This is a genomic window from Cryobacterium sp. Sr3 (assembly GCF_004402835.1).
In the GTDB taxonomy this organism is placed as follows: Bacteria; Actinomycetota; Actinomycetes; order Actinomycetales; family Microbacteriaceae; genus Cryobacterium; species Cryobacterium sandaracinum.
This window is the reverse complement of record NZ_SOFA01000027.1, coordinates 40690-64748: the sequence shown is the minus strand read 5'-3', so window position 1 is coordinate 64748 and position 24059 is coordinate 40690. Positions and strand designations below refer to the sequence as shown.

The following is a 24059-nucleotide window of genomic DNA, read 5'->3' as shown; positions in this document are numbered from 1 at the left end:
ACCTGACCTCCTTGATGGCCACACCATTGACGAACTCAGCGACTACCTCGACCGAGGCAAGATGCCCACCGACCCGTCGATCGACACATCGGCTGCGTGCCAGATGGCGATGGCCTCCCTTGAGCGCCTGCGCGGCGCAATGAGCACGCTGCTCCGGGATGAGGCAGAAGAGCAACCGGCCCGAGACGACAACTGGGTCACCGCCATCCCGGACAGGATCGTGCTCGACGTCCGGTCCGGGCGCGACATCCCCATCTCGCACCCGTCGCCGAACGCGCAACTCTTCGTCACCGAGGGAGCTGTCCGCGGACTCGTTCGCGCGGCAGGCGATACCGTCGACAACCTCATCGTGGGTCGATGCCGGCTCGACGGGGAGCTCACTGTGCTGGGAGCTCCGATCACGGTCACGGTCGATGCCAGGGCCTGCAAGGGTGAGAACATTCCCCCCCTTGCCGACAAGTTGCGAGACACGCTCGTCGGCGCGCTACGCACCCACACCGAGCTCGCCATCGCGGGCATCGACATGATCATTCGCGACATCTACCTCACTAAGCCAGAGCACGGCGAAGAAGAAGCAACACCATGACGGATGCCGCCGAGCTCGCAGGGAATCTCGAAGTTATCGTAAGGTCTGTCGCGGGGGTGACAGCCTTGTACCCGACCACGCCGATCGTCGTCACGATTGTCGGGTCTGTTGTCGATGCCCTTACGCAGCGGGAAAAGGCACCGAAACTAGTTGCCGTGACGACGGGAAAGGCCAGCCTGAGCGTGACCGCGAGAATCGGCGTCGCCGACGCAGCGTCATCCACCGGAGTGTGCCGACGTGTGCGTGACACGATCGCCGCGAATCCCGCCATTTTGGCGCTTGCCCCCATCAACACCATCTCTGTGACGGTTGCCAGCATCGGCTAGAAGTACGGCCATTTTCCGCCGAGGGTGACGAAACGGCCGGTAGCTGCGTCTTTGAGGTGTGGCACTCTTGCGCTCGGTTCGCATCGTAACGCGCCCCTTCACTTAGGACAGGCGCGACACACGAAGTGACCCTGCCGACCAATCGGCGCGACCCAACTCTGGAGGTTGACATGCAAAACGAATTCACCAGCGCCCTTGCAGTTGGGCTGGCTACTCTCGACTTTTGTCCCGAAGCTTCTGTTGTTCCTGGTCATTGTGATCGTCGGCTTGATCGTGGCGAAGCTGATCTCCAAGGCACTGGCGAAGCTGCCCGGAAAGGTGGACTTTGACCGCGTTATGGAGCGCGGCGGTGTGAAAAAGGCCTTGACCAGCTCGTCCATGGACGCGTCGGACATCATCGCAAAGATTCTGTAGTACATGCTGGTGTTGTTCGCTTTACAGTTTGCATTCGGAGTATTCGGACCCAACCCGGTTAGTGATCTGCTCGCCGGGATCATCGCTTTCTGCCGAAGATCATCGTCATCGCCGCGGCCGTTGCCGCGGGCATGAAGACCCTCATCCAGGGCGCCCTCGGCGGCCTGATCAAGCCCATACAGGCCCGCTGGGAGTCCTACCTCGTCAAGCCGAGGAAGAAGCCCCGAAGATGAAAGAACAGGCCAAGAACGCTCCCAGCGTGAAAGAACAGGCCGAGCAGGCGAAGAACAAGATGCAGAACAGCATGAATTCCGCCGGACCGGCAGCACCCGCCGCACGAACATCGTGCGCTAGCAGACCGGCCCCGCGTGAGTATTACTCGATGGGTGTCCGGTTTGGAATTGGCGGCGCTTGATTCTGAACTGGTCACCCGGGTTGCCGAGCACATCCTCAGCCATTGGAAAGATGGCCTATCCTCGCTCCATCCATCGCACTGGTGGATCCCTGCCCCACTGCGGCCACAGCGCTATAAGCAGAAGCAGGTCCAACGCCACACCGCCCGCGAACGGTGGACCCTTCGGTGGCCAACACCTCGAAGCCCTCGCCATTCATGTGAACCGTGTCGATGCCATGGTGGACCAGGATCCCGGTCCCCGACGTGGACTGGATGACGAAGGCGTGCGGCTGGACCCGGACGAGGGTGCCACTTACCGGCGCACGAGCCGTCACGGGGCCGATTTCCGGGGAGGGTTGAAGCCACTCCCCCGCCGACGATTTCCTGGGCGAACACGGGGTCGGGAACATCGCCGAGCGAAACCACGGTGCCGCGCAGGGGGCTGAGGATGTTTTCGGGCATGGCGGTGTCTCCTGGAGTATGACGTGCGGGGAACTGCAGACGAATCGAGAGTTGTTATGGTCGTCAGCGATGCACGCCCGTGACACACGATGCGACCCGCGGCAGTGGGTTACGGTTCGCTCAGGGTGACGTGATGGCGGTGCGGACGTCGCCGAGAGCCTGTTCGAGGCGAGCGGTGGCCGTGGGGAAATCACTGTCGGTGAGCAGCATGACCACGGCGGTCTTGGCATGTCCGCCGGCCTGATCGATTGCAGCGGCGGCGGTATCCGGATCCGCCCCGGTGGCGTCGCTGACGATGCGGCGGGCCCGGTCGACCAATTTGGCGTTCGTGGGTTGGACGTCGACCATCAGGTTGTGGAAGACTTTTCCGGTGCGGATCATGCTGGCGGTGGAGAGCATGTTGCACACCAGCTTTTGCGCCGAGCCTGCCTTCAGCCGGGTAGAGCCGGTCAGGACCTCGGGTCCGGTGTCGACCTCGATGGCGACATCGGCGTGTCTGCTGATCTCCGCGCCGAGATTGCAGGCGACGGAGACGGTGGCCGCCCCAACGCTTCGGGCATGGTCCAGACCGCCGATGACATAGGGGGTTCGGCCGCTGGCGGCGATGCCGACGACCACGTCAGCGACGGTGAGTCCGACTGCCCGCAGGTCGTTCACCGCGAGGTCGGGATCATCTTCGGCACCTTCGACGGCCTGGAGGAACGCACGCTCCCCGCCGGCGATAAGCCCGAGGACTTCCCCGGGGTCGGTACCGAACGTCGGTGGGCATTCGACGGCGTCCAGCACCCCGAGTCGGCCGCTGGTGCCGGCACCTAGGTAGATCAGCCGTCCGCCGCGGCGGCGGGCGCCCACAATCGCATTTACTGCGTTCTCGATCGCCGGTAGTGCCGCCGCCACCGCAACCGGGACTGTGCGGTCCTCTTGGTTCATCACGGTGAGCAGGTCCGCGACGGACATCGTGTCCAAGTCAGTGGTGTGGTCATTTGCGGTCTCGGTGCCCAATGTGGCGAGTGCCATGGTGTTGTCCCTGTTCCTGGTGTTGTTGAAGCTATTCATGGTTGTTTGTTTCGTCCCGGATGAGAGGTGACGGCGGCGTAGGTGCGTTCCAGCGCGGCTCGGGCACCGGGTAGCGTTTGTGCGACGCCGACAAAGATGGCGTCGACGAGCAGGAGCTGCCCAGTGCGGCTGGCCATCGCTGCGGAACGGAAGCCAAACTCTCGACCCGCGGTGACCAAGACGTGTTCGCCGTGGGCCGCCAATCGGGAGCGGGCGGCGCCAGTGATGGCCACCGTGCCGGCGCCGGTCGACCGGGCCGATTGCAGTGGCGCGACGGTGCCGGGGTTCTCTCCCGAGTGGGAAACGCCGATGGCCAGGTCGGCGGGGCCGAGCAGCGAAGCGCTGACCATCGCCGCGTCGTGTTCGGTGTACGCCCGGGCGACCAGTCCGACCCGGTTCAATTTCGCAGTTAGATCCTCCGCGACCAGGCCAGACGCGCCGATGCCATACACGTCGATCCGGCGAGCGGCCCGGATCAAATTGATCACTTTCTCCAGGGCGACGGGATCGACGAGTTCGGCGGTGGCGCGGAGCTGTTCAGACTCGAACGCGGCCAGCTTGGTCAACACCACGCCGATCCGGTCGCCGTCGGCGATGTCGGCGCCCACCGGGACACCACCGTCGTGGTTCGCACCACCCTGCGCAGCCAGCGCGAGCCGGAGCTGCGGGTATCCGTCAAAACCGAGACGCCGAGCGGTGCGGACCACGCTCGCGGTGCTCGTCGACGCGCATTCGGCGAGCTCGTTGACTGTCAGAGCCGACGCCGCCGTGGTGTCAGACAGCAGGACCCGCCCGATCCGGCCCTCCGCCGGGGTCAGGCCAGGCAACATCGCCCGGAGCCTCGCGACCACATCTGACGGAGCCGGAGTGGTTGGTCCGATGAGCTCACGCCTAGCATCGGTCGAGACGCCACGATCAGGAGCATGCCTGTAGTCCTTCTTGGGTGTCATGGGCGCCCTCCTCCCCTCGGGTTGCAGTCTCGGGGCCATCCCGAGCCTGTAACAAAGTTACACTTTTTTGAACCGATAATGTCAAGAGTTTCTATGGTTTCTCCCATGACGGATTGGCGGCAAAGCAGATCCGCGTACCGCCTCAGCAGCCTCTGAAAGCCAGTCCCAGCGCGCGATGAGAGAAGCACGCGCCAAGAATGCGCTCATCGCAGCGCTCGAGCCGCCGCGTCGCGATCATGCTCCGCGCAGCCCCTCCAGTTTTTCGTCGCAAGGCGCTGAAGGTGGAACGCACGCCCCAGTGCTCAGGGGCTACCCGCGAACCGAGCAGACAGCGGACCGCTGATGCGCGCGCCGACTCACGACAAGCCCGCGGATCACCCGGTCAGCCAAGCGGAGTGACTTGATTTCTCTTTGCTTTGTCAAACGATTTATGCGGATACGGCGCAGGAACGCCTTGCAGGGTCCAATCGCGCAACAGGTGTGTGCGGCGCACCTCGTAGTGAGCGCAAATCACGAGGATCCGCCCGATCACAGGAGGTCAAGTCCCATGGCACTTCTCACCCAACACTCCCTGTCAGGTTTCATCGCCTCGGAGCCACAGCAATCCGTCACCGAGAGCGGCGACACCCGCTTCTACGTGCGAATCCGACAGCCGCACTTCCGCCGCGAAGAAAGCGGCGACTTCACCATGCTCGAGCCGAGCTTCCACGACCTCGTCGCCTACCGCGCCACCGCCGACCGCGCGGTCGCCCGGTTCGCGAAGGGCGCCAGCTTCGTGCCCTGAGACCTGCGACTCTTGGACGCAGTACATCGGACGAGAGGCCATCGCTCTTCTGAGCGAGGACGGCCTTTGCTCGGACGGCACTGCCGGGTCACTGGTCGACGCCTCCACCGTGGAGAACCAGCCCGGGAGCGGTTTCGCGAGGAACGAGGCTGGCAACTATGCCGGCATGACTCATGCATGTGTGCGGACCGCTAGCCGGTAGCGGCAACTCGAACGACGATGCCTTCCTGAATCTTGGGCACGACTACCCGGATACCGGGCGATTCCAAATCGTGCTCTGGGACATCGGCGGCGTGGAGCCCATCCCGCACGGAACGACTTCGTGCACGATGGGTGAAATCACGCTGTGCGAGGGCGTCGCTCAGGTCGAGCTGGAATTCGCCGGTCAGGTCGAAATCTACGAAGAGGCCCCCGTCGGCGTTCCCATACACCCTGCTCTCGACCGCCCTCTCACCGGCCCCTGGCGATGTAGATTTCAGGGGTCAATATGTTGGGGTGCCGGCACCCCGGCGGGAGCGTCCTAGGGGAAACTCCGACGGCACCTCCCCCTCGGAACCGGACTGCGCGGCCTACTCTGGCAGGAGTCGCATTTGGCCCATCCGTAAGGAAATCCCGCTCACATGCGTTTCAGTGGTCGCTCGGCAAGTTCCTGGCCGTCCCTCACCGAAATGTTGCGAGAAGCGGGACCGATTGGACGCGCAACGAAGCATTGCCCGAAACTCAGTCTAGAGCAGAGCTGGGTGGCATCGGATCAAAAAGAAAGGCCCAGTGACCGACAGGATTCCTGGTCAAAGGGCCTTTATGTGTAGCGGGAGCGGGAATTGAACCCGCGACACCACGATTATGAGCCGTGTGCTCTAACCAACTGAGCTACCCCGCCACGACCTGTCGGCTGCAAGAGCTTCCAAGCCAGAGCCCCCTGTGGGAATCGGACCCACTACCTCTTCCTTACCAAGGAAGTGCTCTACCAATGAGCTAAGGGGGCGAAGCATCCGTGTGAACGAAAACCAAGCCAAATTTCGGCAACCGGTAAATATTATCACCAAGTCGGCCGGCTCGATGACCGTGGGGTGGAATCGGGCACCGAAACCCCCGGCAGCGCCCACGCGGTGAAGCTCGGCCCGTCCGTTTCCAGACGGATGCGCCCGCCCGCCACGCTGACGGCGGCGTCGCCCAGGAGCCGGGTCGGCTCCCCTGCCACGGACCCGAGCGGCAGTGTCACCGCGCACGCGGCGCGGGCCGCGACCAACAGCACCGACTCCTCCGCACACTCGCGCACGTAGACGAGCACATCCGCGCCCACGTGCACCCAGCGCATCCCGCCGCCGTTCAGGGCCGGGTGGGCGGTGCGCAAGCGGATCAGCGCCGCGTACAGGTCGATTGTGGCCGCCACCTCGGAGTCACCCGCCGTATCCCACGGTATGGGCGTGCGCGAGCCCTCGCCGTCGTCGCCGGCCAGGCCGAATTCGTCGCCGGCGAAGACCACCGGGATGCCCGGCAGGGTCGCGCTCAGCCCGAAGGCGACGGCCACTCCCCCGTCGATCGCATGGGTGCGGAACCTTGGAGTGTCGTGCGTGTCGAGGGCGTTCATTGTAGCCAGGCGAGTGCGCCAGGGGTAGCCGGCCGTGAACCGTAGGTGGGCGTCCACGAACGCCCGCCCGTCGGTCAGCGGGATGGTGCCGTAGGGCAGCCCGAAGAATGTCGATGGGCTGTGCGGCTTCGAGAGCCAGCTCCACACCGGTCGGGTGAAGGTCGTATAGGTCATCGCGCCGTGCCAGCCGTCGCCCTGGAAGTCGTCCGAGGCATCATTGGTCGATTCGCCGAGCAGGATGGTGTCGGGGTTCTCCGCGATCATGGTGCGGCGGATGGTCTGCCGCACCAGGGCGTTCAGGTCCTCCCCCTGCAGGCGGCCGGTCATGTTCGCCACATCGATGCGCCAGCCGTCGAGGTGGTAGGGGGCCCGCAGCCACTTCGCCACCACCGACTGCGGGCCCTCGATGAACCGGCGGCGCAGCTCGATCGAGGTCCAGTTGAACTTCGGCAGGCTGGGTACGCCGAGCCAGGACGCGTAGTCCTCGTGCCGGTCGTCGAGCCAGTAGTAGAAGGCGCTCTCGACGGCATCCGGGGCACGGTGCGCCGCCCGGAACCACTCGTGCCGGTTGCCGGAGTGGTTCGAGGTGAGGTCGCCGATCACCTTGAAGCCCCGCTCGTGGGCAGCCTCGACCAGCCGCACGAGGGCAGCGTCGCCGCCCAGTGCCGGGTCGACCACGTCGAAGCTCCGCGCGTCGTAGCGGTGGCTCGAGCCGGCCGGGAACACGGGTGTCAGGTAGAGCAGGGTGACGCCGAGCCGTTCGAGGTGGTCCAGGTGCAGGACGATGCCGTCGAGGTCCCCACCGTAGAACTGGTGCGAACGGGCCGGTTGCTCCGCCGCTACCGGGTCACCCCACGCCGCGGGCACGGCCCAGGTCGGCTTCTCGCGCAGCGCGGCGGCCGTGGAACGCCCGAAACGATCCGGGAAGATCTGGTACATCACGGTCGACGCGACCCAGTCCGGCGGTGCCGGATGGCTGAGCAGCTTGAAGTCCTCCGCGTCGACGGTCTCGAAGGAATGCACCCCGGCGGCGTTCAGCCACCAGTGCCCGCCGTCGGCCCGGTTGATCAGGAACCGGTAGCCGTTGACCGGGTTCAGGATCTCGACCTCGGCCTCCCACCACCGCCAGCCCTCCGCCGCGCCGAGTAGGCGGGCGTCGTGGAAGCGCGGTTCCCGGTCGGGCGTCGAACGCACGTGCACGGATGCGACGGCGCCCCACGCCTCCGGCACCCGCACCCGCACGCCGACCGTGTCGCCCGGCCGCGGCGCCTGGTCCGAGACGTACAGGGCCGACCCGTCGTGGTGCGGGAGCATGCGCGCCCTACTTCACCGATCCGGCGGTCAGGCCACCGACGATGTACTTCTGCAGCCAGAGGAACAGGGCCATCACGGGCAAGGCCGCGAGCACGGCGCCGGCCGCGAAGACCGAGTAGTTGGTGGAGAATTTCTGAGACACGAACTGGTAGAGGCCCACCGCGAGGGTCTGATTCTCGGGGCTGATCAGCACGATGCTCGCGATGACGAACTCGTTCGTCGTGCCGATGAAAGAGAGGAGGCCGACGACCGCCAAAATGGGTGCGACCAGTCGCAGGATGATCGTGAAGAAGATGCGAGCGTGACCAGCACCGTCCAACTTGGCGGCCTCGTCGATCGAAGCGGGAATCGTGTTGAAAAATCCGTACATCAGGTAGGTGTTCACCCCAAGAGCCCCGCCGAGGTAGACCATGATCAGGCCGACCTGCGAGTCCAGTCCGATCGCCGGGAAGATATCAGAGATGCCGTTGAGCAGGAGGAATATCGCGACGACAGCCAACAGTTGGGGAAACATCTGCAACAGTACGAGCGTGAGCAGTCCCCCCCGGCGACCGAAAAAACGCATCCGGGAGAAGGAATATGCCGCAAGGGCCCCCAAAAAAACCGTGCCGATCGAGGTGATTACTCCGATGATCAGGGTATTGCCGTACCAGGCGGCGTATGGCTGTTGGGGCAGGTTGAAGAGCGTCACAAAGCTGCCGAGGCTCACCTCGCTGAATAGCCCATTTGCGGTGATCAGGGTGCCACCGGGTTGCAGCGCTGCCGAGAGCACGTAGACAAGGGGGAACGCCGAGAACACGGCCATGAACACGCCGATCAGGTGGCGCCATCCCGTTGCTTTGAACCAGCGCTTGAACTGGAATGACGAATTTCTCACGACGATGCGGTCGCTAGTCTCCCGATTGTTGACCTGCATGTCAGTTCAGCTCCTCTAGTGCCTTGGTCTGCCTAAAGCTGATGATCGACACGATCGCGACCAGCAGGAAAATGATGATGGAGAACGCACTCGCCAATCCGTAGTCGCGGTTCGCACCGACGAAGGCGACCTTGTAGACCATCGAGATGAGGATGTCGGTCGCACCGACATTCACTCCCGCGGTAACGTCTCTCGGCCCGCCATTGGTGAGCATGTAGATGAGGTTGAAGTTGTTGAAGTTGAACGCGAACGACGAGATGAGCAGCGGGGCCACCGACACGAGCAGCAGCGGAAGCTTGATCAGCCGGAACACCTGCCAGGGCCGCGCCCCGTCGACCGTTGCTGCCTCCTGCAACTCGCCGGGAATCGACTGAAGAGCACCCGTGCAGACCAGGAACATGTAGGGAAAGCCGAGCCACAGGTTCACGAAGATGATGCTGAATTTGGCCAGCCACTCGTTTGTGAGCCAGGGTATTTCCGCTCCGCCGAACAGCACCTGGTTGACGAAGCCGAACTGCGGGTTGAGCAGCCCAGCCCAGACCAGCGCGGACAGGAATGCCGGGAACGCGTAGGGAAGAATCAAGACGACGCGGTAGACGTTGCGTCCGCGCATCCGCAGGTCATTGAAGACCAGCGCCAGAAAGAGCCCGAGCGCGAACGTGGTGGCGACAGAAAGGAAAGCGAAGGCAAAGGTCCACAGGGTCACGTTGATCAGCGGCCCCCGAATGGATTCCGTGCCGAACGCACGGGCAAAGTTATCGAATCCGACCTCAACTTTCCAGCCGGGGCGCAGTTCGGTACCGTCCTCCGCGGCGAACGCTCCGACCGTGCCGTCCTCGGCGTAGACGACGTTCGTCGTGGTGTTCGTCATCGTTCTCGCGGCCTCGTCGTAGACCAGATCGGACAGGTAGAGATAGGCCTTTGAGCCGTCCGGGGTGCGGAGCACCCCCTCGTTCGGGTCGTCGGTGAGCGGCACCGAGAGGGCCGCGATGACCTCTTGATTGGCAGCGATGTCGCTGAACTTGAGCGAGGTGTAGCCGGGAAGTGCGGTGGCGACGCCGTCGGCATCCGTCTCGGCATCGGTGACTTCACGCAGGGGCGCGTCGGTGCCGCCGACGCTGATCCGGCCGTCAGGGTCGGTGACGAGGAGGCTGTAGGCACCCAGTTGCTCGATCACGGTGATGTCATACGCGACCGAGTCCGGCACTCGTTGCTGCGCGGAAGCGATGAGTGATGCGACCGCGTCCGCCCTGGTGCTGTTGTGCCCGGTGCCGTAGTTCGTGAACGCGATGTAGCCGGAATAGCCCACAACAAAGATCTGGAAGATCACGAGGAAGATCAGGCCGGGGGTGAGGTACTTGGCCGGCAGAGCGTTTTTGCTGAAGTAGATCCAGTTGACGATCAGGGTGACTGCCAGAACGAGTCCGAAGATGACCCAGTCCTGTTTCAGGAAGAGCACGAAGAGAGCGTAGACGCTGATTGCGTCGACGATACCGAGGAGCAGAATTTTCACCAGGAGAATCTTGATCCCGACGGACGCCGCCTCGGCAATTCGTCCCGCCCGCTTGGATTGCCTCCACTGGGTGACCAGCGAGTTGTCGCGCGCGGTGCGATCGCGACCTGTTCGTGGGGTGGGCATCTTCGTCCGTTCTCTGGCGCCTGCCGGCAACCTTGCCTGATGTGCGGTGAGGGAGCACGCTGTGCCCGGCCCCCTGATAGAGCCGGGCACACGGTGTTACTTCGCGATGGCGCCCTGGATTTCGCCGGTCATCTTCTGCCACAGCGCTGCCGGGTCACCCTCGCCCGCGATGATCGCGGCCTCGGTGACGCCCCAGAACTGCCAGACCTTGCCCATTTGCGGGATGTTCGGCATCGGAACGGCGGTTGCTCCGACCGTACCGAAACCGGCGGTGATCGGGTCGGCGGCAGCTGCCTCGAAGGCGCTGGTCAGCGCGGGCGGGCGCCCGCCGACCTCGTAGAGCGCGCTCTGCACCTCTTCGGAGCCGATGTAGTTCACCAGGAACTCATTGGCAGCGAGAGCGTTCTTGGTCTTCGCACTCACGAAGAAGCCCTGCACGCCGACAAACGGCTGGGCAGGGTTGCTGCTGGCGGTCGGGATCGGGTCGATCGCGACGTCGATGCCGGCCTTCTGGGCATCCGGGACATTCCACGGACCGGAGAGGAAGAACGGCGATGCGCCGGCGTTGAACTTCTCTTTGGCGATGTCGTTGGTGATGTTCACGCTGAGGTGCCCTGCGGCGCCTTCGGATGCGAGCCAGGCCGCGTAGGCCTCTCCACCGGCGTTGCCGATCGAGAGGTCTTCGGCGTTGTAGCTGCCGTCGGAGTTGGTGCCGAACACGGGGGCGCCGAACGAGGTCTGGAACGGGTACAGGTGATACGGGTCCGATTCCGGTCCAACGGGCACGAGGAACGGGAACTCAGTGCCGGCGGCGGTGCCGGCGGCGACCATGTCCGCGTACGTCGCCGGCGCGGTCGGCGCCAGGGCCGTGTTGCGGAGGAGGGCGATGTTCTCGATCGAGTAGGGGACACCGTAGGTCTTGCCCTCGAAGGTCATCGCGGTGACGGCGACCGGCTGGAAGTCAGCGGTCGTATCGCCGAGTTCAACGGGCTTGAGCACGCCGTTCGAGACGAGGTTCCCGATCCAGTCGTGGGCGCCGATCGTGATGTCGGGGCCCTTGCCGGTCGGAACCTGGGCGATGAACTCTTCCTGGATCTTGGGGAAGTCCTTCTGGATGAGTTTTACCTTGACGCCGGATTCCTTCGTGAATGCCGCCGCCGCGTCTTTGAGGACCGTGCCGCGGTCGGCATCGACCCAAACCGTCAAGGTGTTGGCGGCGGCTTTATCGCCCTCGCCACCCTGCGGGGAGGCCCCGCCGGAGCATCCGGACAATGCGAGGGACGCTGCGACCACTACTGCGCCGGCAGCGACGAGACCTTTCATGTTCACCATCATTGGTGTGCCTTTCTCAGGACATTGAAAATTTATGCAAGCGTTTACATTTATAGCAAGTATCGGAACCATTGACAACTGAAATAGTCGGATCTGAATCTTGAGCAGGTGATGCGCACAGCCCGCAGTCCTGCAAGCGCTTCCATAGTCACGAGAATGCCGTAGGGTTTCTTTTCATGACAGGCTCAGAGTGGTGGCGAACCGCAGTTATCTATCAGATCTATCCTCGGTCCTTTGCGGACGCCAACGGTGACGGGATGGGCGATCTAACCGGCATCACCAATCGTCTCCCTGCTCTCCGGGCTCTCGGGATAGACGCCATCTGGCTCTCGCCGTTCTACACTTCACCGCAGAACGACGCTGGTTACGACGTGGCCGATTATTGCGATGTCGACCCTCTCTTCGGCACGCTCGATGACTTCGACACCCTGCAGCACACGGCACACGAGCTGGGCATCCGCGTGATCGTTGACCTTGTGCCAAACCACTCCTCAAGTGAGCATCCGTGGTTCAAAGCTGCCCTCGCCGCCGCCGAGGGCAGTGAGGAGCGCGCGCATTACATCTTCCGTGATGGCCAGGGCGAACACGGCGACCTTCCCCCGAACAACTGGGATTCCGTCTTCGGCGGCAATGCCTGGACCCGCGTCACGAACCCGGACGGCACTCCCGGCCAGTGGTACCTGCACCTCTTCGACACCACACAACCCGACTTCGACTGGGACAACGAATGGGTGAAGGCGCAATTCCGCGATGTGCTCCGGTTCTGGCTCGACCGCGGGGCGGACGGTTTTCGGGTGGACGTCGCGCACGGCATGATCAAAGCGACCGGTCTTCCCGACTACACGCCTCCGGTCGCGGGCGGCAGCATGGGCGGTGCCTCGACGGAGGGGTCAGGCATCATCACCGAGTGGCCCGAAACCGCGCCCTACTGGGCCCAGAACGGTGTACACGAGATCTACCGCGACTGGCGCCTCATCCTCGACGAGTACCCGGGCGACCGCATCCTCGCGGCCGAGGCCTGGGTCGATCCGCTCAGCCACGTCGCCGAGTGGGTGCGCCCCGACGAGATGCACCAGGCCTTCAACTTCGCCTACCTCGAGACGGCTTGGGCCGGCCCGGCCCTCCGCCGCGTCATCGACGATTCCCTTGCTGCGTTCGGCGCAGTTGGTGCCCCGAGCACCTGGGTGCTCTCCAACCACGACGTCGTGCGCCACGCCTCCCGGCTCGCGCTCAACCACGAGAACCTGCAGGGCCACGGTATCGGGCCGACGACGCCCGACCTGCCCGACAGCGTGATCGGCCTGCACCGGGCCCGGGCCGCCTCGGCGCTCATGCTCGCACTGCCCGGCTCCAGCTACCTCTACCAGGGCGAGGAACTGGGTCTACCCGAGGTCATCCACCTGCCCGACTCCGCACGCGAAGACCCCACCTGGTTTCGCACCAACGGAGAGCGCTACGGCCGTGACGGATGCCGCGTGCCGCTCCCCTGGGAAGCCGCCGCTCCCTCCTACGGCTTCGGCCCCTCGGCCGAGAGCTGGCTGCCGCAGCCGGACGAGTGGGCGGGCCTCGCCCGCGACGCGCAGGTCGGCGTCGCCGGCTCCACCCTCGAGTTGTACACGCTGGCCCTGGGCCTGCGCCGGGAGCACGCCCTCGGGCTGGGCTCGGTGGAGTGGTTGGACGGCCACGCTGACGAGATCGTGGCGCTGCGCAACGGCGCGGTGACGGTCGTCGCGAACACGGGCGCGGCATCCGTGCCTCTGCCTGCCGGCGAACTCCTCCTCGCCAGCGGCCCGCTGCCCGGCAACACGCTCCCCGGCGACACCACCGTCTGGCTGCGCGCCTAGCCCCCACCCCAGGGGCGTTTGCCCAAACGAATTCGACGAGATTCTGCCCGAAACGGCCGGTTTAGAGCTCAAAACCCAGTTCTAGAGCAAAATCTCCGTCGAATTCGTTCGGGGCACGGGGCAGAACGGCGCTCGAAGGCGACGGATGCCGCGTGCTCCGGCGACGCGATCAGTGACCCCGCAGCGCCGCCATGGGACAATCGAAGGGCGTCGCCTGAACGGGGAGCGCATAGAAGGAGTAGCAGTGACCGGCACGGGGATCGACAGCGGAACCGAACACGGAACCGAACCGGGACCCGGCGCCGACACCGACACCGACACCGACACCGAAGCCGACCAGGCGGCCCCGACGCGCGGGGATCTCGCCGAACTTCGCGAGCTCACGACAGAACTGACCCGGTTCATGCTGGCATACAAGTTCGCGACCGACGAGATGATGACGAAGATCAACATCTTGAAGGAGGAGTTCGCCTCCATCCACGACTACAGCCCGATCGAGCACGTCAACTCTCGGCTAAAGACGCCCGACGGGATCCTGAAGAAGGCCGTCCGCAAGGGCTGCCCGCTCGTCCTCGACGACATTCGCGCCCAGATCCAAGACATCGCCGGCATCCGCATCACCTGCAGCTTCATCTCGGACACGTACCGCATTCTCGACATGCTCACCAGCCAACTCGACGTCACGGTGCTCGAGGTCAAGGACTACATCGCCGCCCCGAAGCCGAACGGTTACAAGAGCCTGCACCTGATCGTCGACATCCCCGTCTTCCTGTCCGACCGGGTCGACGAGGTCACGGTCGAGATCCAGATCCGAACGGTCGCGATGGACTTCTGGGCGAGTCTCGAGCACAAGATCTATTACAAGTACCACGGGGCGGTTCCGGTGGATCTGGTGGGCGACCTCAAGCAGGCGGCGGATGCCGCCAATCGCCTCGACCTGAAAATGGAGGGCCTGCACGACCAGGTCCTGGCCATGGAGCCCGACGGCAGCGGAGAGACCCACCTGCTCGAGATCGCCGGGCTGTCGCAGCTGGCGCTGCCAGAGGGCCTCCTCGCGGCCATCGGCCGCGCCCGGACCGCCGAGTCCCCGCCCGAGTCCGCGCCAGTGACCGAGCCTGAGGACGAGACCAAGGCCGAGGCGGCCGGCTAGTCCCAGCTGGCCCGTGTCGGGGTCGAACTAGTTCGTGTTGGCGTACAGCCAGACGAGCGGGTTGACCTTGGTGCCGTCCTTGCCGCCGACGCGGATCTCGAAGTGCAGGTGCGGGCCGGTGGACATTCCGGTGTCGCCGACCTGGCCGATGACCTGGCCGACCGTGATGACGTCGCCGGTCTTGAAGAGCATCGAGCCGTGGATCATGTGCGCGTAGACACTGGAGACGAGCTCGCCGTCGATCATGTGGTCGATGATCATGTGCACGCCGAGGCTGCCTTCGCCGTCTTGGGCGTAGCGCACGACGCCGTCGGCGATCGACTGGATCGGCGCGCCCAGGCCCGGGTTGAAGTCCTGACCGCCGTGGTTGGAGGAGCAGCCCGCACAGTCGCGGAAGCCAAACTCGTCACCGATGTGCACGCCCACCGAGAAGGGCCATTGCACGGTGCCGTTCGGGTTGTTCGTGAAGGTCGCTTCCATCCGGATGCCGCTGGCCGCTGCGACCTCGGCGATGGTCTTCGATTCGTAGCCGTCACGCTCGACCGAGATGGTGTCCGCTCCGCCGGTCATGGAGAGCGTCTGGGCAGGTTCGCCCTGGGCGCTCAGCTTCGCGTTGTAGGCGGCGGCCTGCACATCGGCAGAGGACAGCAGCGCCTCGGCCGGCAGGGAGGTGGCCACGGCCATCAGGGCGACGAAGGCCATGGCGACCATCGTGACGCCCGTCGTGGCGAACTTGCGCACCCGATTGGCGGGGGCCGTCGCGGTGGTGCGGGGCTGGGGTGCCGGCGCGGTGGCGGCGGCCGGGTGAACGGCGGGCGCCAGGCGCTCCCGGGCCGATGCGCGGCGGGGGCGGGAGGCGGGCTGTTCCGCGCGCCGCTGCGCCCGGGTGGGGAAGGGGATCTCCGTGGACGTCGTGACGGCGGAGATGGCCGTCTGCAGCCGGTCCACGTCGGAGACCGGAGCGTCGGCGGCGGCCGGCGCGGCGATCAGGCGGTCCGAGTCAGCGATCGTCACGGACTCGAATTCGGGTTCAGCGAGGCTCGCGGCGACCAGAAGGTCGAGGTCCGGCGTCGACGGCCCGGCATTAGCGGGATCGGCGGCGGTCGGCGCGTCGGTGACCGCGGAGCCTGGAATGTCCAGCACCGGGACGGACATCCGCTCGCGCTCGCGCAGTTCGCGACGCGTGAGGGGCTTCGTTTCAGGGTCACTCACACCCAGCACCGAGGCAGCCGAGCTAGAGGAGTGAGGGAGCAAAGGATCGGTTCTTTCGGCGCATTGGACAGATGAAGATAGTCGTCTTGGCCTCAACCAAAGTAACGAATCAGTACAGGCTACCGCCCGGAGGCCGGTTATCCCTACTCTTCGAAGCAGAATGACACCCGAAAAAGGGGCACTGCCTCCGTTTCCGGCGATCTCCCCGGGCCGCCACGAGCACGTCGGTCACCGGTGTTTCCGCGGCATCCGTCTCGTTCGAAGCGGTTCAGTCGCCTACGCTTCCGCGTCGGCCATGAAGTCATCGAAAAGTTTGGCCAGAAGGGGTTGGCAGACCCGATAAAGGTCGGGAGCCCCGGCAATGAGCAGGCCCATACCCTCACGGTCGGCTCCGAAGCCACCGACTCGAGCGCCGGCCTCGCGCGCCACCAGCGCGCCGGCCGCGTGGTCCCAGGGGCTCAGCCCGCGCTCGTAATAGAGGTTCAACCGCCCGGCGGCAACCGAACACAAGTCGAGTGCGGCCGACCCGATGCGACGGATGTCCCGTACCTCGCCGATCAGGCCCCGCACGACGTCCGCCTGCCGCTCTCTTTCGGCCGCGCGATAGGAGAAACCGGTGCCCAGCAACGCCAGCGACAGCGGCACGTCCGTCGGCACCTGCAGCCGGCGGACGCCCAGCCATGCCCCGTCACCTGCTGCCGCGGTGAACAGCTCGTCACCGGTCGGGTTGTAGACGGCGCCGGCCAGCGTGGTCCAGGTGGCCGGATCGGGGTCACCCTCGACGACGGCGATACTAACCGCCCAGGCCGGAAAACCGTAGAGGTAATTGACGGTGCCGTCGATCGGGTCCACGACCCAGGTCAGGCCGGATGTGCCGCAGGTCGCCGCCGACTCCTCTCCTAAGAAACCGTCATCGGGCCGGGCGTCGGCCAGGAGAACCCGAATCAGCGACTCGGTTTCCCGGTCGGCCAGGGTCACGACGTCCTCCGGGGAGGACTTCGGCGCGGCGACCTGCACCCCGACAGTTCTCCGCCGGGCAGCCATTTGCCCCGCGGCGAGCGCGGTGTCCTGGGCGAGGCGAAGCAATCCGGCTGAGGCACGTGTGGTCATGGTGCAACGCTAAATGATGCGGAAGAGAGAGTGGCAAGTGAGGGATTCGAACCCCCGAAGTCTAAGACGGCTGATTTACAGTCAGATCCCTTTGGCCACTTGGGTAACTTGCCAGTACGCACCCGACCATATGCAAAACACGTGACCGGAGACGCTCAGTCAGAATACAAGGTTTTGGTCCCCAGTGAGAAATCGGCACGTCCGGTACCTATCGGACGGTGGATATGATCGGAGATGACTCAACTTCATTCCCGATAGGAACCTCATGGTAGGCATCGATGACGTCGCCCGCCACGCGGGCGTCTCTACCGCCACTGTTTCGCGCGCACTCAGCGGCAACGGCCATGTATCCCCTGCCACCCGTTTAAAGGTCGAAGCATCCGCCGGGGAACTCGGCTACGTCGTCTCGTCCACGGCATCGAGTCTCGCCTCCGGCCGGATGAAGAACATCGGTGTCGTCGTTCCGTTCCTTGACCGCTGGTTCTTCTCCAGCGTTGTCGAGGGTGCGCAGAAATCCCTCTTGAAGAACGGCTTTGACCTCACCCTGTTCAGCCTGACCGGCGGCGGAGGCGAGCGCCGCATCGTGTTCAACCATTTCCTGCTGCGTCAGAGAGTGGATGCTGTCATCGCGATTTCGCTCGAACTGACCACGACCGAAGTCGCCACCCTGCACGCACTCGACAAGCCGCTGGTCGGCGTCGGCGGCCCGATCGAGGGTGTTCGCACGCTCACGATCGACGATGTTGCCGTGGCCAGGCTCGCCACGGAACATCTCCTCTCCCTGGGCCACACACGGATCGCACACATCGGCGGAAATGAGGACGTCGACCGGGACTTCCATCTTCCCACCAACCGCCGGGTCGGCTATGAGTTAGCCCTGACGGCAGCCGGAATCACTCCGGCTGCCGAATTGTTCAGGCCTGCGGACTTCACGATGAAAAGCGGCTACCAAGCGGCCATTCAACTTCTTGGCAACCCGCGCGGTCGGCCGAGCGCCGTATTCGCCGGCTCAGACGAGATGGCGATCGGAGTCATCCTTGCGGCACGGGACCTCGGCCTCGTCGTGCCACGGGACGTGTCCGTGATCGGAATCGATGACCACGAACTCGCGGACTTCTTCGGCCTCACCACGATCGCCCAGTTTCCGCAGGGGCAGGGCGAGAAGGCCGTCGAGATCCTGCTGGACCGGCTGCGTCCGGGCCAGAACCAGCTCTCGTCCCTGAACACCCCCATGCCATTCGAGCTCCTCGTGCGCTCCAGCACTGCCCGGCCGGGCGAATAGGCACCCACTGGGTACTATTGCAGGCATGGCAGACTCAACGTTCGACATCGTCAGCAAGGTAGACCCGATGGAGGTCGACAACGCCCTCAACCAGGCGCACAAAGAGGTCGCACAGCGCTACGATTTCAAGAATGTCGGCGCCTCGATCGAGATGAGCGGCGAAAAGGTGCTCCTGAAGGCCAACTCCGAGGAGCGCGTCAAGGCTATCCTCGAGGTCTTCGAATCCAAGCTGATCAAGCGCGGCATCTCCCTGCGCAGCCTGGACGCTGGTAATCCCTTCGCCTCGGGCAAGGAGTTTCGGATCGAGGCCTCGATGAAGGCAGGGATCGACCAGGAAAATGCGAAGAAGATCAATAAGATCATCCGCGACGAGGGCCCCAAGGGCGTCAAGAGCCAGATCCAGGGTGACGAGCTGCGGGTCAGCTCGAAGAGCCGCGACGACCTGCAGGCCACCATGGCCCTGCTCAAGGGCAAAGACCTCGACGTGGCCCTGCAGTTCGTCAATTTCCGCTAGGCCCACGCCTGCATTCACCAATTCGACGGAGATTTTGCCGATTTCGCCGCGGAAGTGCCTCAAAGCGTGTTTTTACAGCAGAATCTCCGTCGAATTCGTTAGGGGCGCGTTCGGCTCCGGCGAGGTTCAGGAGAACGCTTCGATCATGCTCAGCACGGCTGGGGTGAGTAGCACGATGAACAGCACCGGCAGAATGCAGAAGATGAGTGGGAAGAGCACCTTGACCGGGATCTTCATCGCCTTCTCTTCGGCGCGCTGACGGCGGCGCAGGCGCATTTCCCCGGCCTGCACCCGGAGCACGTCCGCGATCGCGATGCCGTAGGTGTCGGCCTGGATGACCGACCGGGTGAACCGGCGCAGGTCCGATGACGAGGTGCGGTCGCCGAGCGCCTGATAGGCGTGCGTTCGGGTGCGGCCGATGCTCATGTCCTGCAGGGTGCGGATGAATTCCTCCGCGAGCGGCCCCTTGCCGTTCGTCGCCGCCTTGGCCATGGCGGCCTCGAAGCCGAGGCCGGCCTCCACGGCGATCGTCATCTGGTCAAGGGTGTCGGCCAGGGCGTTCTGGATCTTCTCTTGTCGCTCCTGCCCGCGGCTGATCAGGAGAAGGTCGGGCACGAAGAAGCACAGAACCACAAGGAGCGCACCGAGCACGAATCGCGTCGGGACCGGGTCCCCGCTGATCCACAGGAGCGCCAGGAGCGCACCGGCGGTGCCCGCGAGCGGCTTGGCGATGAGGATCTTGTCGATGGTCCAGGCCGGGGGCCGACCGGCGAGCGCCAGCCTGCGGTCGAGCATCCCAAGGTACCCGCGGGGGGCCAGTTCGCGCATCGTTCGACCCCGTCTGACGCGCGCTGCGGTCGTCCCGACGAGGTTTAGACCTGCATCCCCGAGGTCGGTGATCGGCTTGGCGGCGCGACCGCCGACGAGGATGCCGACCAGGACCGCGAACCCGCCGGCAACGGCCAGCGAGGCAAGGATTGCGATGAGTGAAGGCACTGGATTCTCCTAGAACTTGACCTTGACGACGGCCATCATCCACAATGAGCCGGCGACGAGCAGGATGGCGGCGACGACTAGGGCGGCGATGCCCCAGATGCTGCCGAAGAAACCGGCGAAGTAGTTCGGCTGCGTCAGCAGCAAGAAGGTGAACACCCCGATCGGCAAGAGGATCAGCACCCAGGCTGACATCTTTCCCTCGGCGGCGAGCGACTTCACTTGGCGACGAATCTCGTTGCGTTCCCGGATGGTGTGGCCCACCCGGTCGAGCACCTCGGACAGGTTGCCGCCGACCTCACGGTTGATGGCGATCGCCTGCGCCACCCACTGGAAGTCCTCGCTCCGCATCCGGGTGGCGGTGTTGTCGAGAGCATCACCGAGGTCCCGGCCGATGCGAGTCTCGTTCACGACCCGAGCCAACTCGTCCGCCGACGGCGACGGCGTCTCCTGGGAGGCCGCGTCCACCGCCCGCAGCAGGCTGTGACCGGCCCGCAGGCCGCCGGCCAGAAGCGCAAGGGTTTCGTCGAGCTGTTCCGCGAACTTTGCGCGACGCTGCCCCGCCCGCACGTGAAGAAACACCTTCGCTCCGATCGGGCCGAGCGCCGCGAAGGTCGCCAGGAGCGGTATCGCCCAGAAGGTGCCGTTTCCCAAGAGCAGGCCGGTCAGGGCCAGCACGGTCGACGTCGAGAGCACCATGAGCACGAAGCCGGACGGCTGCATCCGGATGCTGGCCTGTTCCAGTTCCTCCGCGGTGAACGGCGCGCGGCCGCGACGAAGGATCGCACCCTCGATGGCCTCGACCGTGCGGTCAGTCACCCGGGTGAGGGTCGACGTGTCCACCGCGCCCGGCGCTCGACGGCGTTCCAGCGGCACCCGGGGCCGTGGTGGTGCGATCACCAGGAAGACGATCACGAACAGGGCGATCAGCGCGGCGGCGATTCCTCCGTAGAGGGCCAGCTCATTCATCTCTGGCTCCGGGTGACGAGGTTGGCCTGGAACACGCTCGGGGACAACGGAATTCCGAGGTCCCGGAATTTGTCGGCGAACCGGGGCCGCACCCCGGTCGCCACCGCGTGGCCGAGCAGGCGTCCGGCCTCGTCGACGCCGGCACTGTAGTCGAAGACGAAGGCGTCCTGCAGGGTGACGATGTCACCCTCCATGCCTTGGACCTCCGTCACGTGCGTGACCCGACGGGTGCCGTCCTTGAGTCTGGTGATCTGGATGATCACATCGATCGCCGACGAGATCTGCTCTCGGATGGCGCGCAGCGGCAGGTCCATTCCGGCCATCAGCACGAGGGTTTCGAGCCGGGCGATCGCGTCGCGCGGCGAGTTCGAGTGAACGGTCGAGATCGATCCCTCGTGCCCGGTGTTCATCGCCTGCAGCATGTCCAGGCTCTCGCCACCGCGGCACTCGCCGATCACGATTCGGTCCGGCCGCATCCGGAGGGAGTTGCGCACGAGGTCACGGATGGTGACCTCGCCTTTACCCTCGATGTTGGCCGGCCGGGATTCCAGCCGGATCACATGGTCCTGCTGTAGCTGCAGCTCCACCGCGTCCTCGATGGTGATGATGCGCTCATTGGAGGGGATGTAGGCGGAGAGCACGTTGAGCAGCGTCGTCTTCCCGGTTCCGGTGCCACCGGAGACGATGATGTTGAGTTTGGCCTTCACGCAGGCATCCAGCACCTGGGCCATCTCGGCGCTCAGCGTGCCGAAGCCGACGAGGTCGTTCACGGTGAAAGGTTCGCGCGCGAACTTGCGGATCGTGAGCGAGGAGCCGTCGACCGCGAGCGGCGGGATGATCGCGTTCACCCGCGAGCCGTCGGCGAGGCGCGCGTCCACCAGCGGCGACGACTCGTCGATGCGGCGCCCGACCTTCGACACTATGCGCTCGATCACCCGGCGCAGCTGGGCCTCGCTGGTGAAGCGGGCAGCGCTGCGGCTGAGCTGGCCGTCACGCTCGACGAAGATCTGCTCGTGGCCGTTGACCATGATCTCGGTCACGCCGACGTCGGCGAGCAGTGCCTCCAGCGGGCCGAACCCGAGCACGTCGGCACCGATCTCGGCGATCAGCCGGGTGCGCTCCTCCGGACTGAGCGGAACCTGTTCGGCGGCGACGATGCTGCCGAGTTCGGCCCTGGCATACGAGTGCAGCTGTTCCTCACTCAGGCTCGGGTCGTTCAGGCGCGTGCCGATACGGCCGAAGAGTTCCTGTGCCGCCCGTTCCTTGAGTTCTGCCAGTGGGTCAAGCGGCGGCGCCGGGATGGGCGCGGGTTCCGGAGCGGGAGCCTCTGCCTCCGGTGCAGCTGTGGCCTCGGTGGAGGGTTGAAGGGCAACGTCCGTCACCGCCCTCGATGCAGAGAGGTTGCCGTTGCCGGTCTTCTTGTCGAGCTTGTGCAGTGGACCATCGCGGCGTGCCGCCTCCACTCGGTCGGTCAGTTTCATGCGACAACCACCCTTCGATGCAAGCGACCGCGTTTGAGTGACGCGCTGGGGTCGAATCGGCGCACCAAGTCCGTGAGGGCAGCCGACGCTGGATTTTTCTTTCCGTTCTGGAGCAGCGGAATGCCACGATTCGTGGACAGCGTCACCAGGCTCGATCGGGGAACGGCGACGTCCACCGGCACACCGATCGTTGCCTCGACGTCCTTCACGCTCAGCCCGCTCACCCGGTCGGCGAAGTTCAACACGACATGACGGGCCGGCGGCATGATGCCGATGGTGGCGAGAACGGCGAGCTCCTTGCGCAGGCCGCGTGCACCCGGCACGGACATGTCGCAGAGGAATACGGCGTCTGTGGCAGCCTCGAGGGCGGCCAACGCGTGTTCACCCAGGCCGGGCGCCGTGTCGATGATCACGAACCGAAAGATCCCGGCGAGTTGGCGAATCAGGTGACCGAGCTGCTCGCCGGTGACCCGGTCCCCGTCGGCCGGCGACTCCGCGCCGCACACGACGTAGTAGCCGTCCGGATGCGGGGTGAGGTAGGCCTTGAGCACCATGGCGTCGTTGGCCGCGACGGCGGTGACGGCATCCGGCAGGAAGCGTCCGGGTGTCAGCGACAGGGCCATGGCCACGTCCCCGAACTGCACATCGGCATCGACGAGCACCACCGACAGCGGGGCCAGCTTGGCGAGGCCGACGGCCAGGTTGGTCGCGATCGTCGTCTTGCCGACACCGCCCTTGGCGGCCACCACCGCGATGGTCTGGCGCGGGATGACCTCCGGCTCCGGAGTCTCCTCGGTCGTGGGCGGATCGAGGGTGGGGGGTTCGAGGGTGGACGGTTCCTGCTCATCGGCTGCCGACCGGTCGTCGAGTGCGGTGACATCCGCTAGCCCGATCTCGCCCGAGCTGCCATCCCGGGCTTCGTCGCCGGGTCCGACGGCCGAGGCCGTCTGCGCTACCGACCCCAGCACCCCGTCACGCCAGGGGCTCAGTCGTGGGCGGCTCATTGGAACACGACGCTTCCGTCGACGACCGCTGAACCGGTCTCATCAGCCGTCTTCGGCTCGATGGTGAGCCACACGCTGCCGAATTCCTTGCCCCAAACCAACTTCTGGATATCTGCGGTCGGCCGAGCGAGAGTGACCATGACGGTCTCGGCTGCCTCGGCTGCCGCGTCCGCTCCGTCGGCAGGGGGCGTACTGGTTCCCTCGCGTACCGCGGTGACGAGCACCTTGTGGAAGACCTGCCTGCTGATTGGCGTGTCTTCGGCGCCGTCAGCGCCCTTGATGGTAGCGGAAATCACGACGCCGACGGTGTCGCCCGGCTTGATCGTGCCGCCGACCACCCGCTCGACGGAAAGGGCGATGCTGACCGCCTGCATTCCCTCCGGCAGTGCGACGTCTCCGCTGGCCGCCCGCGTGGCGGGCGTCACCCAGCGAGACTCGAGCAGCTGCTCGCCGGGCATCAGTGCGGTGTCCGCCACCAAGCCCTCCAGGTCGCTCAGCTTCGTCACCCGGCCCGGCACCGCGGCGAGGGCCGGGATCTGCTTCGCGGTGATGAGGTCGGTGATCGCGCTCGCCTCGGTGCCGGCTGGGATCTCATCGGCGACCAGGTAGACCGATACGAACTCGGCGCCGTCGGCTGCTCGCGCGTCGGCGCTGTTCACGTAACCGGTGAGCACGACGGTGCCAACGATGGCCAGAACGATCGCGAGGATCGCGCCAATGAGTCGGGTTTTCATTG

The 24059-nt window shown here is 65.2% G+C and carries 22 protein-coding genes and 3 tRNA genes; 9 read left to right on the top strand and 16 right to left on the bottom strand.

The genetic code is table 11. From position 1 onward, the window contains the following. The first annotated feature begins 61 nt into the window (after positions 1 to 61). The 3 genes from E3N94_RS07825 to E3N94_RS16870 all read left to right on the top strand — a co-directional run bounded on the left by E3N94_RS07825 (position 62) and on the right by E3N94_RS16870 (position 1326). Entirely contained in the window at positions 62 to 586 is a 525-nt protein-coding gene (locus E3N94_RS07825; protein ID WP_241987080.1) for a hypothetical protein, read from the top strand. Further along, positions 583 to 912, top strand: a complete 330-nt coding sequence (locus tag E3N94_RS07820; RefSeq protein ID WP_134570038.1) for a hypothetical protein — start codon at positions 583 to 585, stop codon at positions 910 to 912. Before E3N94_RS07825 ends, E3N94_RS07820 begins: the two co-directional genes overlap by 4 nt. Positions 913 to 1107: 195 nt before the next feature. Then, positions 1108 to 1326: a hypothetical protein gene (locus tag E3N94_RS16870; protein ID WP_198416267.1), complete on the top strand. Its 219-nt coding sequence runs from the start codon at positions 1108 to 1110 to the stop codon at positions 1324 to 1326. A gap of 976 nt (positions 1327 to 2302) precedes the next feature. On the opposite strand, the gene murQ is transcribed toward E3N94_RS16870, so the two are convergent. Continuing rightward, a complete protein-coding gene (murQ, locus tag E3N94_RS07800) occupies positions 2303 to 3238 on the bottom strand; it encodes an N-acetylmuramic acid 6-phosphate etherase (protein WP_198411428.1) in 936 nt (311 codons plus the stop codon). Further along, positions 3235 to 4188, bottom strand: coding sequence for a MurR/RpiR family transcriptional regulator (locus E3N94_RS07795; RefSeq protein WP_134342506.1), 954 nt, complete (start codon positions 4186 to 4188; stop codon positions 3235 to 3237). Before E3N94_RS07795 ends, murQ begins: the two co-directional genes overlap by 4 nt. A 547-nt stretch (positions 4189 to 4735) precedes the next feature. Between E3N94_RS07795 and E3N94_RS07790 the strand changes: the two genes are divergently transcribed. Together E3N94_RS07790 and E3N94_RS07785 are read left to right on the top strand one after the other, a co-directional pair. After that, positions 4736 to 4972 carry a hypothetical protein gene (locus E3N94_RS07790; RefSeq protein ID WP_104100724.1) on the top strand — a complete coding sequence of 79 codons (237 nt, stop codon included), beginning with the start codon at positions 4736 to 4738 and terminating at the stop codon, positions 4970 to 4972. Positions 4973 to 5151: 179 nt separating this feature from the next. Next, entirely contained in the window at positions 5152 to 5496 is a 345-nt protein-coding gene (locus E3N94_RS07785) for a hypothetical protein (RefSeq protein WP_134570035.1), read from the top strand. Between the two features lie 282 nt (positions 5497 to 5778). Here the strand turns inward: E3N94_RS07785 and E3N94_RS07780 are convergent. The 6 genes from E3N94_RS07780 to E3N94_RS07755 all read right to left on the bottom strand — a co-directional run bounded on the left by E3N94_RS07780 (position 5779) and on the right by E3N94_RS07755 (position 11755). Further along, positions 5779 to 5852: transfer RNA gene (locus E3N94_RS07780), tRNA-Met, on the bottom strand. Positions 5853 to 5885: 33 nt separating this feature from the next. After that, positions 5886 to 5957 (bottom strand) — tRNA-Thr (locus E3N94_RS07775). Between the two features lie 54 nt (positions 5958 to 6011). Next, positions 6012 to 7877 carry a glycoside hydrolase family 13 protein gene (locus E3N94_RS07770; protein WP_134570034.1) on the bottom strand — a complete coding sequence of 622 codons (1866 nt, stop codon included), beginning with the start codon at positions 7875 to 7877 and terminating at the stop codon, positions 6012 to 6014. A gap of 7 nt (positions 7878 to 7884) precedes the next feature. Continuing rightward, positions 7885 to 8793 (bottom strand): sugar ABC transporter permease, encoded by a 909-nt coding sequence (locus tag E3N94_RS07765; RefSeq protein WP_104100721.1) that lies wholly within the window; start codon positions 8791 to 8793, stop codon positions 7885 to 7887. Between the two features lies 1 nt (position 8794). Next, positions 8795 to 10432 (bottom strand): ABC transporter permease subunit, encoded by a 1638-nt coding sequence (locus E3N94_RS07760; RefSeq protein WP_134372042.1) that lies wholly within the window; start codon positions 10430 to 10432, stop codon positions 8795 to 8797. Positions 10433 to 10528: 96 nt separating this feature from the next. Then, a complete protein-coding gene (locus E3N94_RS07755; protein ID WP_241987079.1) occupies positions 10529 to 11755 on the bottom strand; it encodes a maltose ABC transporter substrate-binding protein in 1227 nt (408 codons plus the stop codon). Positions 11756 to 11940: 185 nt separating this feature from the next. Between E3N94_RS07755 and E3N94_RS07750 the strand changes: the two genes are divergently transcribed. Continuing rightward, positions 11941 to 13608: a glycoside hydrolase family 13 protein gene (locus E3N94_RS07750; protein WP_134372046.1), complete on the top strand. Its 1668-nt coding sequence runs from the start codon at positions 11941 to 11943 to the stop codon at positions 13606 to 13608. A 244-nt stretch (positions 13609 to 13852) separates the two neighbouring features. Further along, the gene (locus E3N94_RS07745; RefSeq protein ID WP_347232696.1) at positions 13853 to 14758 is read left to right on the top strand and encodes a GTP pyrophosphokinase family protein; all 906 of its coding nucleotides are present in this window, start codon (positions 13853 to 13855) and stop codon (positions 14756 to 14758) included. Positions 14759 to 14785: 27 nt separating this feature from the next. Here E3N94_RS07745 and E3N94_RS07740 read toward each other — a convergent pair whose 3' ends face one another. The 3 genes from E3N94_RS07740 to E3N94_RS07730 all read right to left on the bottom strand — a co-directional run bounded on the left by E3N94_RS07740 (position 14786) and on the right by E3N94_RS07730 (position 17193). Continuing rightward, positions 14786 to 15970: a M23 family metallopeptidase gene (locus E3N94_RS07740; protein ID WP_134570033.1), complete on the bottom strand. Its 1185-nt coding sequence runs from the start codon at positions 15968 to 15970 to the stop codon at positions 14786 to 14788. A 276-nt stretch (positions 15971 to 16246) separates the two neighbouring features. Next, positions 16247 to 17080 (bottom strand): inositol monophosphatase family protein, encoded by an 834-nt coding sequence (locus E3N94_RS07735; RefSeq protein ID WP_134570032.1) that lies wholly within the window; start codon positions 17078 to 17080, stop codon positions 16247 to 16249. Between the two features lie 31 nt (positions 17081 to 17111). Beyond that, positions 17112 to 17193 (bottom strand) — tRNA-Tyr (locus E3N94_RS07730). 152 nt (positions 17194 to 17345) lie between these two features. Between E3N94_RS07730 and E3N94_RS07725 the strand changes: the two genes are divergently transcribed. Beyond that, positions 17346 to 18362: a LacI family DNA-binding transcriptional regulator gene (locus tag E3N94_RS07725; protein ID WP_104100715.1), complete on the top strand. Its 1017-nt coding sequence runs from the start codon at positions 17346 to 17348 to the stop codon at positions 18360 to 18362. Between the two features lie 25 nt (positions 18363 to 18387). After that, a complete protein-coding gene (locus E3N94_RS07720; protein ID WP_104100714.1) occupies positions 18388 to 18876 on the top strand; it encodes a YajQ family cyclic di-GMP-binding protein in 489 nt (162 codons plus the stop codon). 126 nt (positions 18877 to 19002) lie between these two features. On the opposite strand, the gene E3N94_RS07715 is transcribed toward E3N94_RS07720, so the two are convergent. The 5 genes from E3N94_RS07715 to cpaB are packed head-to-tail and all read right to left on the bottom strand — an operon-like array spanning position 19003 to position 24057. Then, on the bottom strand, positions 19003 to 19872 hold the full coding sequence (locus tag E3N94_RS07715; protein WP_104100713.1) for a type II secretion system F family protein: 870 nt from the start codon (positions 19870 to 19872) through the stop codon (positions 19003 to 19005). Positions 19873 to 19881: 9 nt separating this feature from the next. Next, positions 19882 to 20838, bottom strand: a complete 957-nt coding sequence (locus E3N94_RS07710; protein ID WP_104100712.1) for a type II secretion system F family protein — start codon at positions 20836 to 20838, stop codon at positions 19882 to 19884. Next, on the bottom strand, positions 20835 to 22319 hold the full coding sequence (locus E3N94_RS07705) for a CpaF family protein (protein WP_104100711.1): 1485 nt from the start codon (positions 22317 to 22319) through the stop codon (positions 20835 to 20837). The genes E3N94_RS07710 and E3N94_RS07705 overlap by 4 nt, the downstream gene beginning before the upstream one ends. Continuing rightward, entirely contained in the window at positions 22316 to 23323 is a 1008-nt protein-coding gene (locus E3N94_RS07700) for an AAA family ATPase (RefSeq protein ID WP_104100710.1), read from the bottom strand. The genes E3N94_RS07705 and E3N94_RS07700 overlap by 4 nt, the downstream gene beginning before the upstream one ends. Continuing rightward, positions 23320 to 24057 carry a Flp pilus assembly protein CpaB gene (cpaB, locus tag E3N94_RS07695; protein WP_166790081.1) on the bottom strand — a complete coding sequence of 246 codons (738 nt, stop codon included), beginning with the start codon at positions 24055 to 24057 and terminating at the stop codon, positions 23320 to 23322. The genes E3N94_RS07700 and cpaB overlap by 4 nt, the downstream gene beginning before the upstream one ends. Positions 24058 to 24059: the final 2 nt, after the last annotated feature.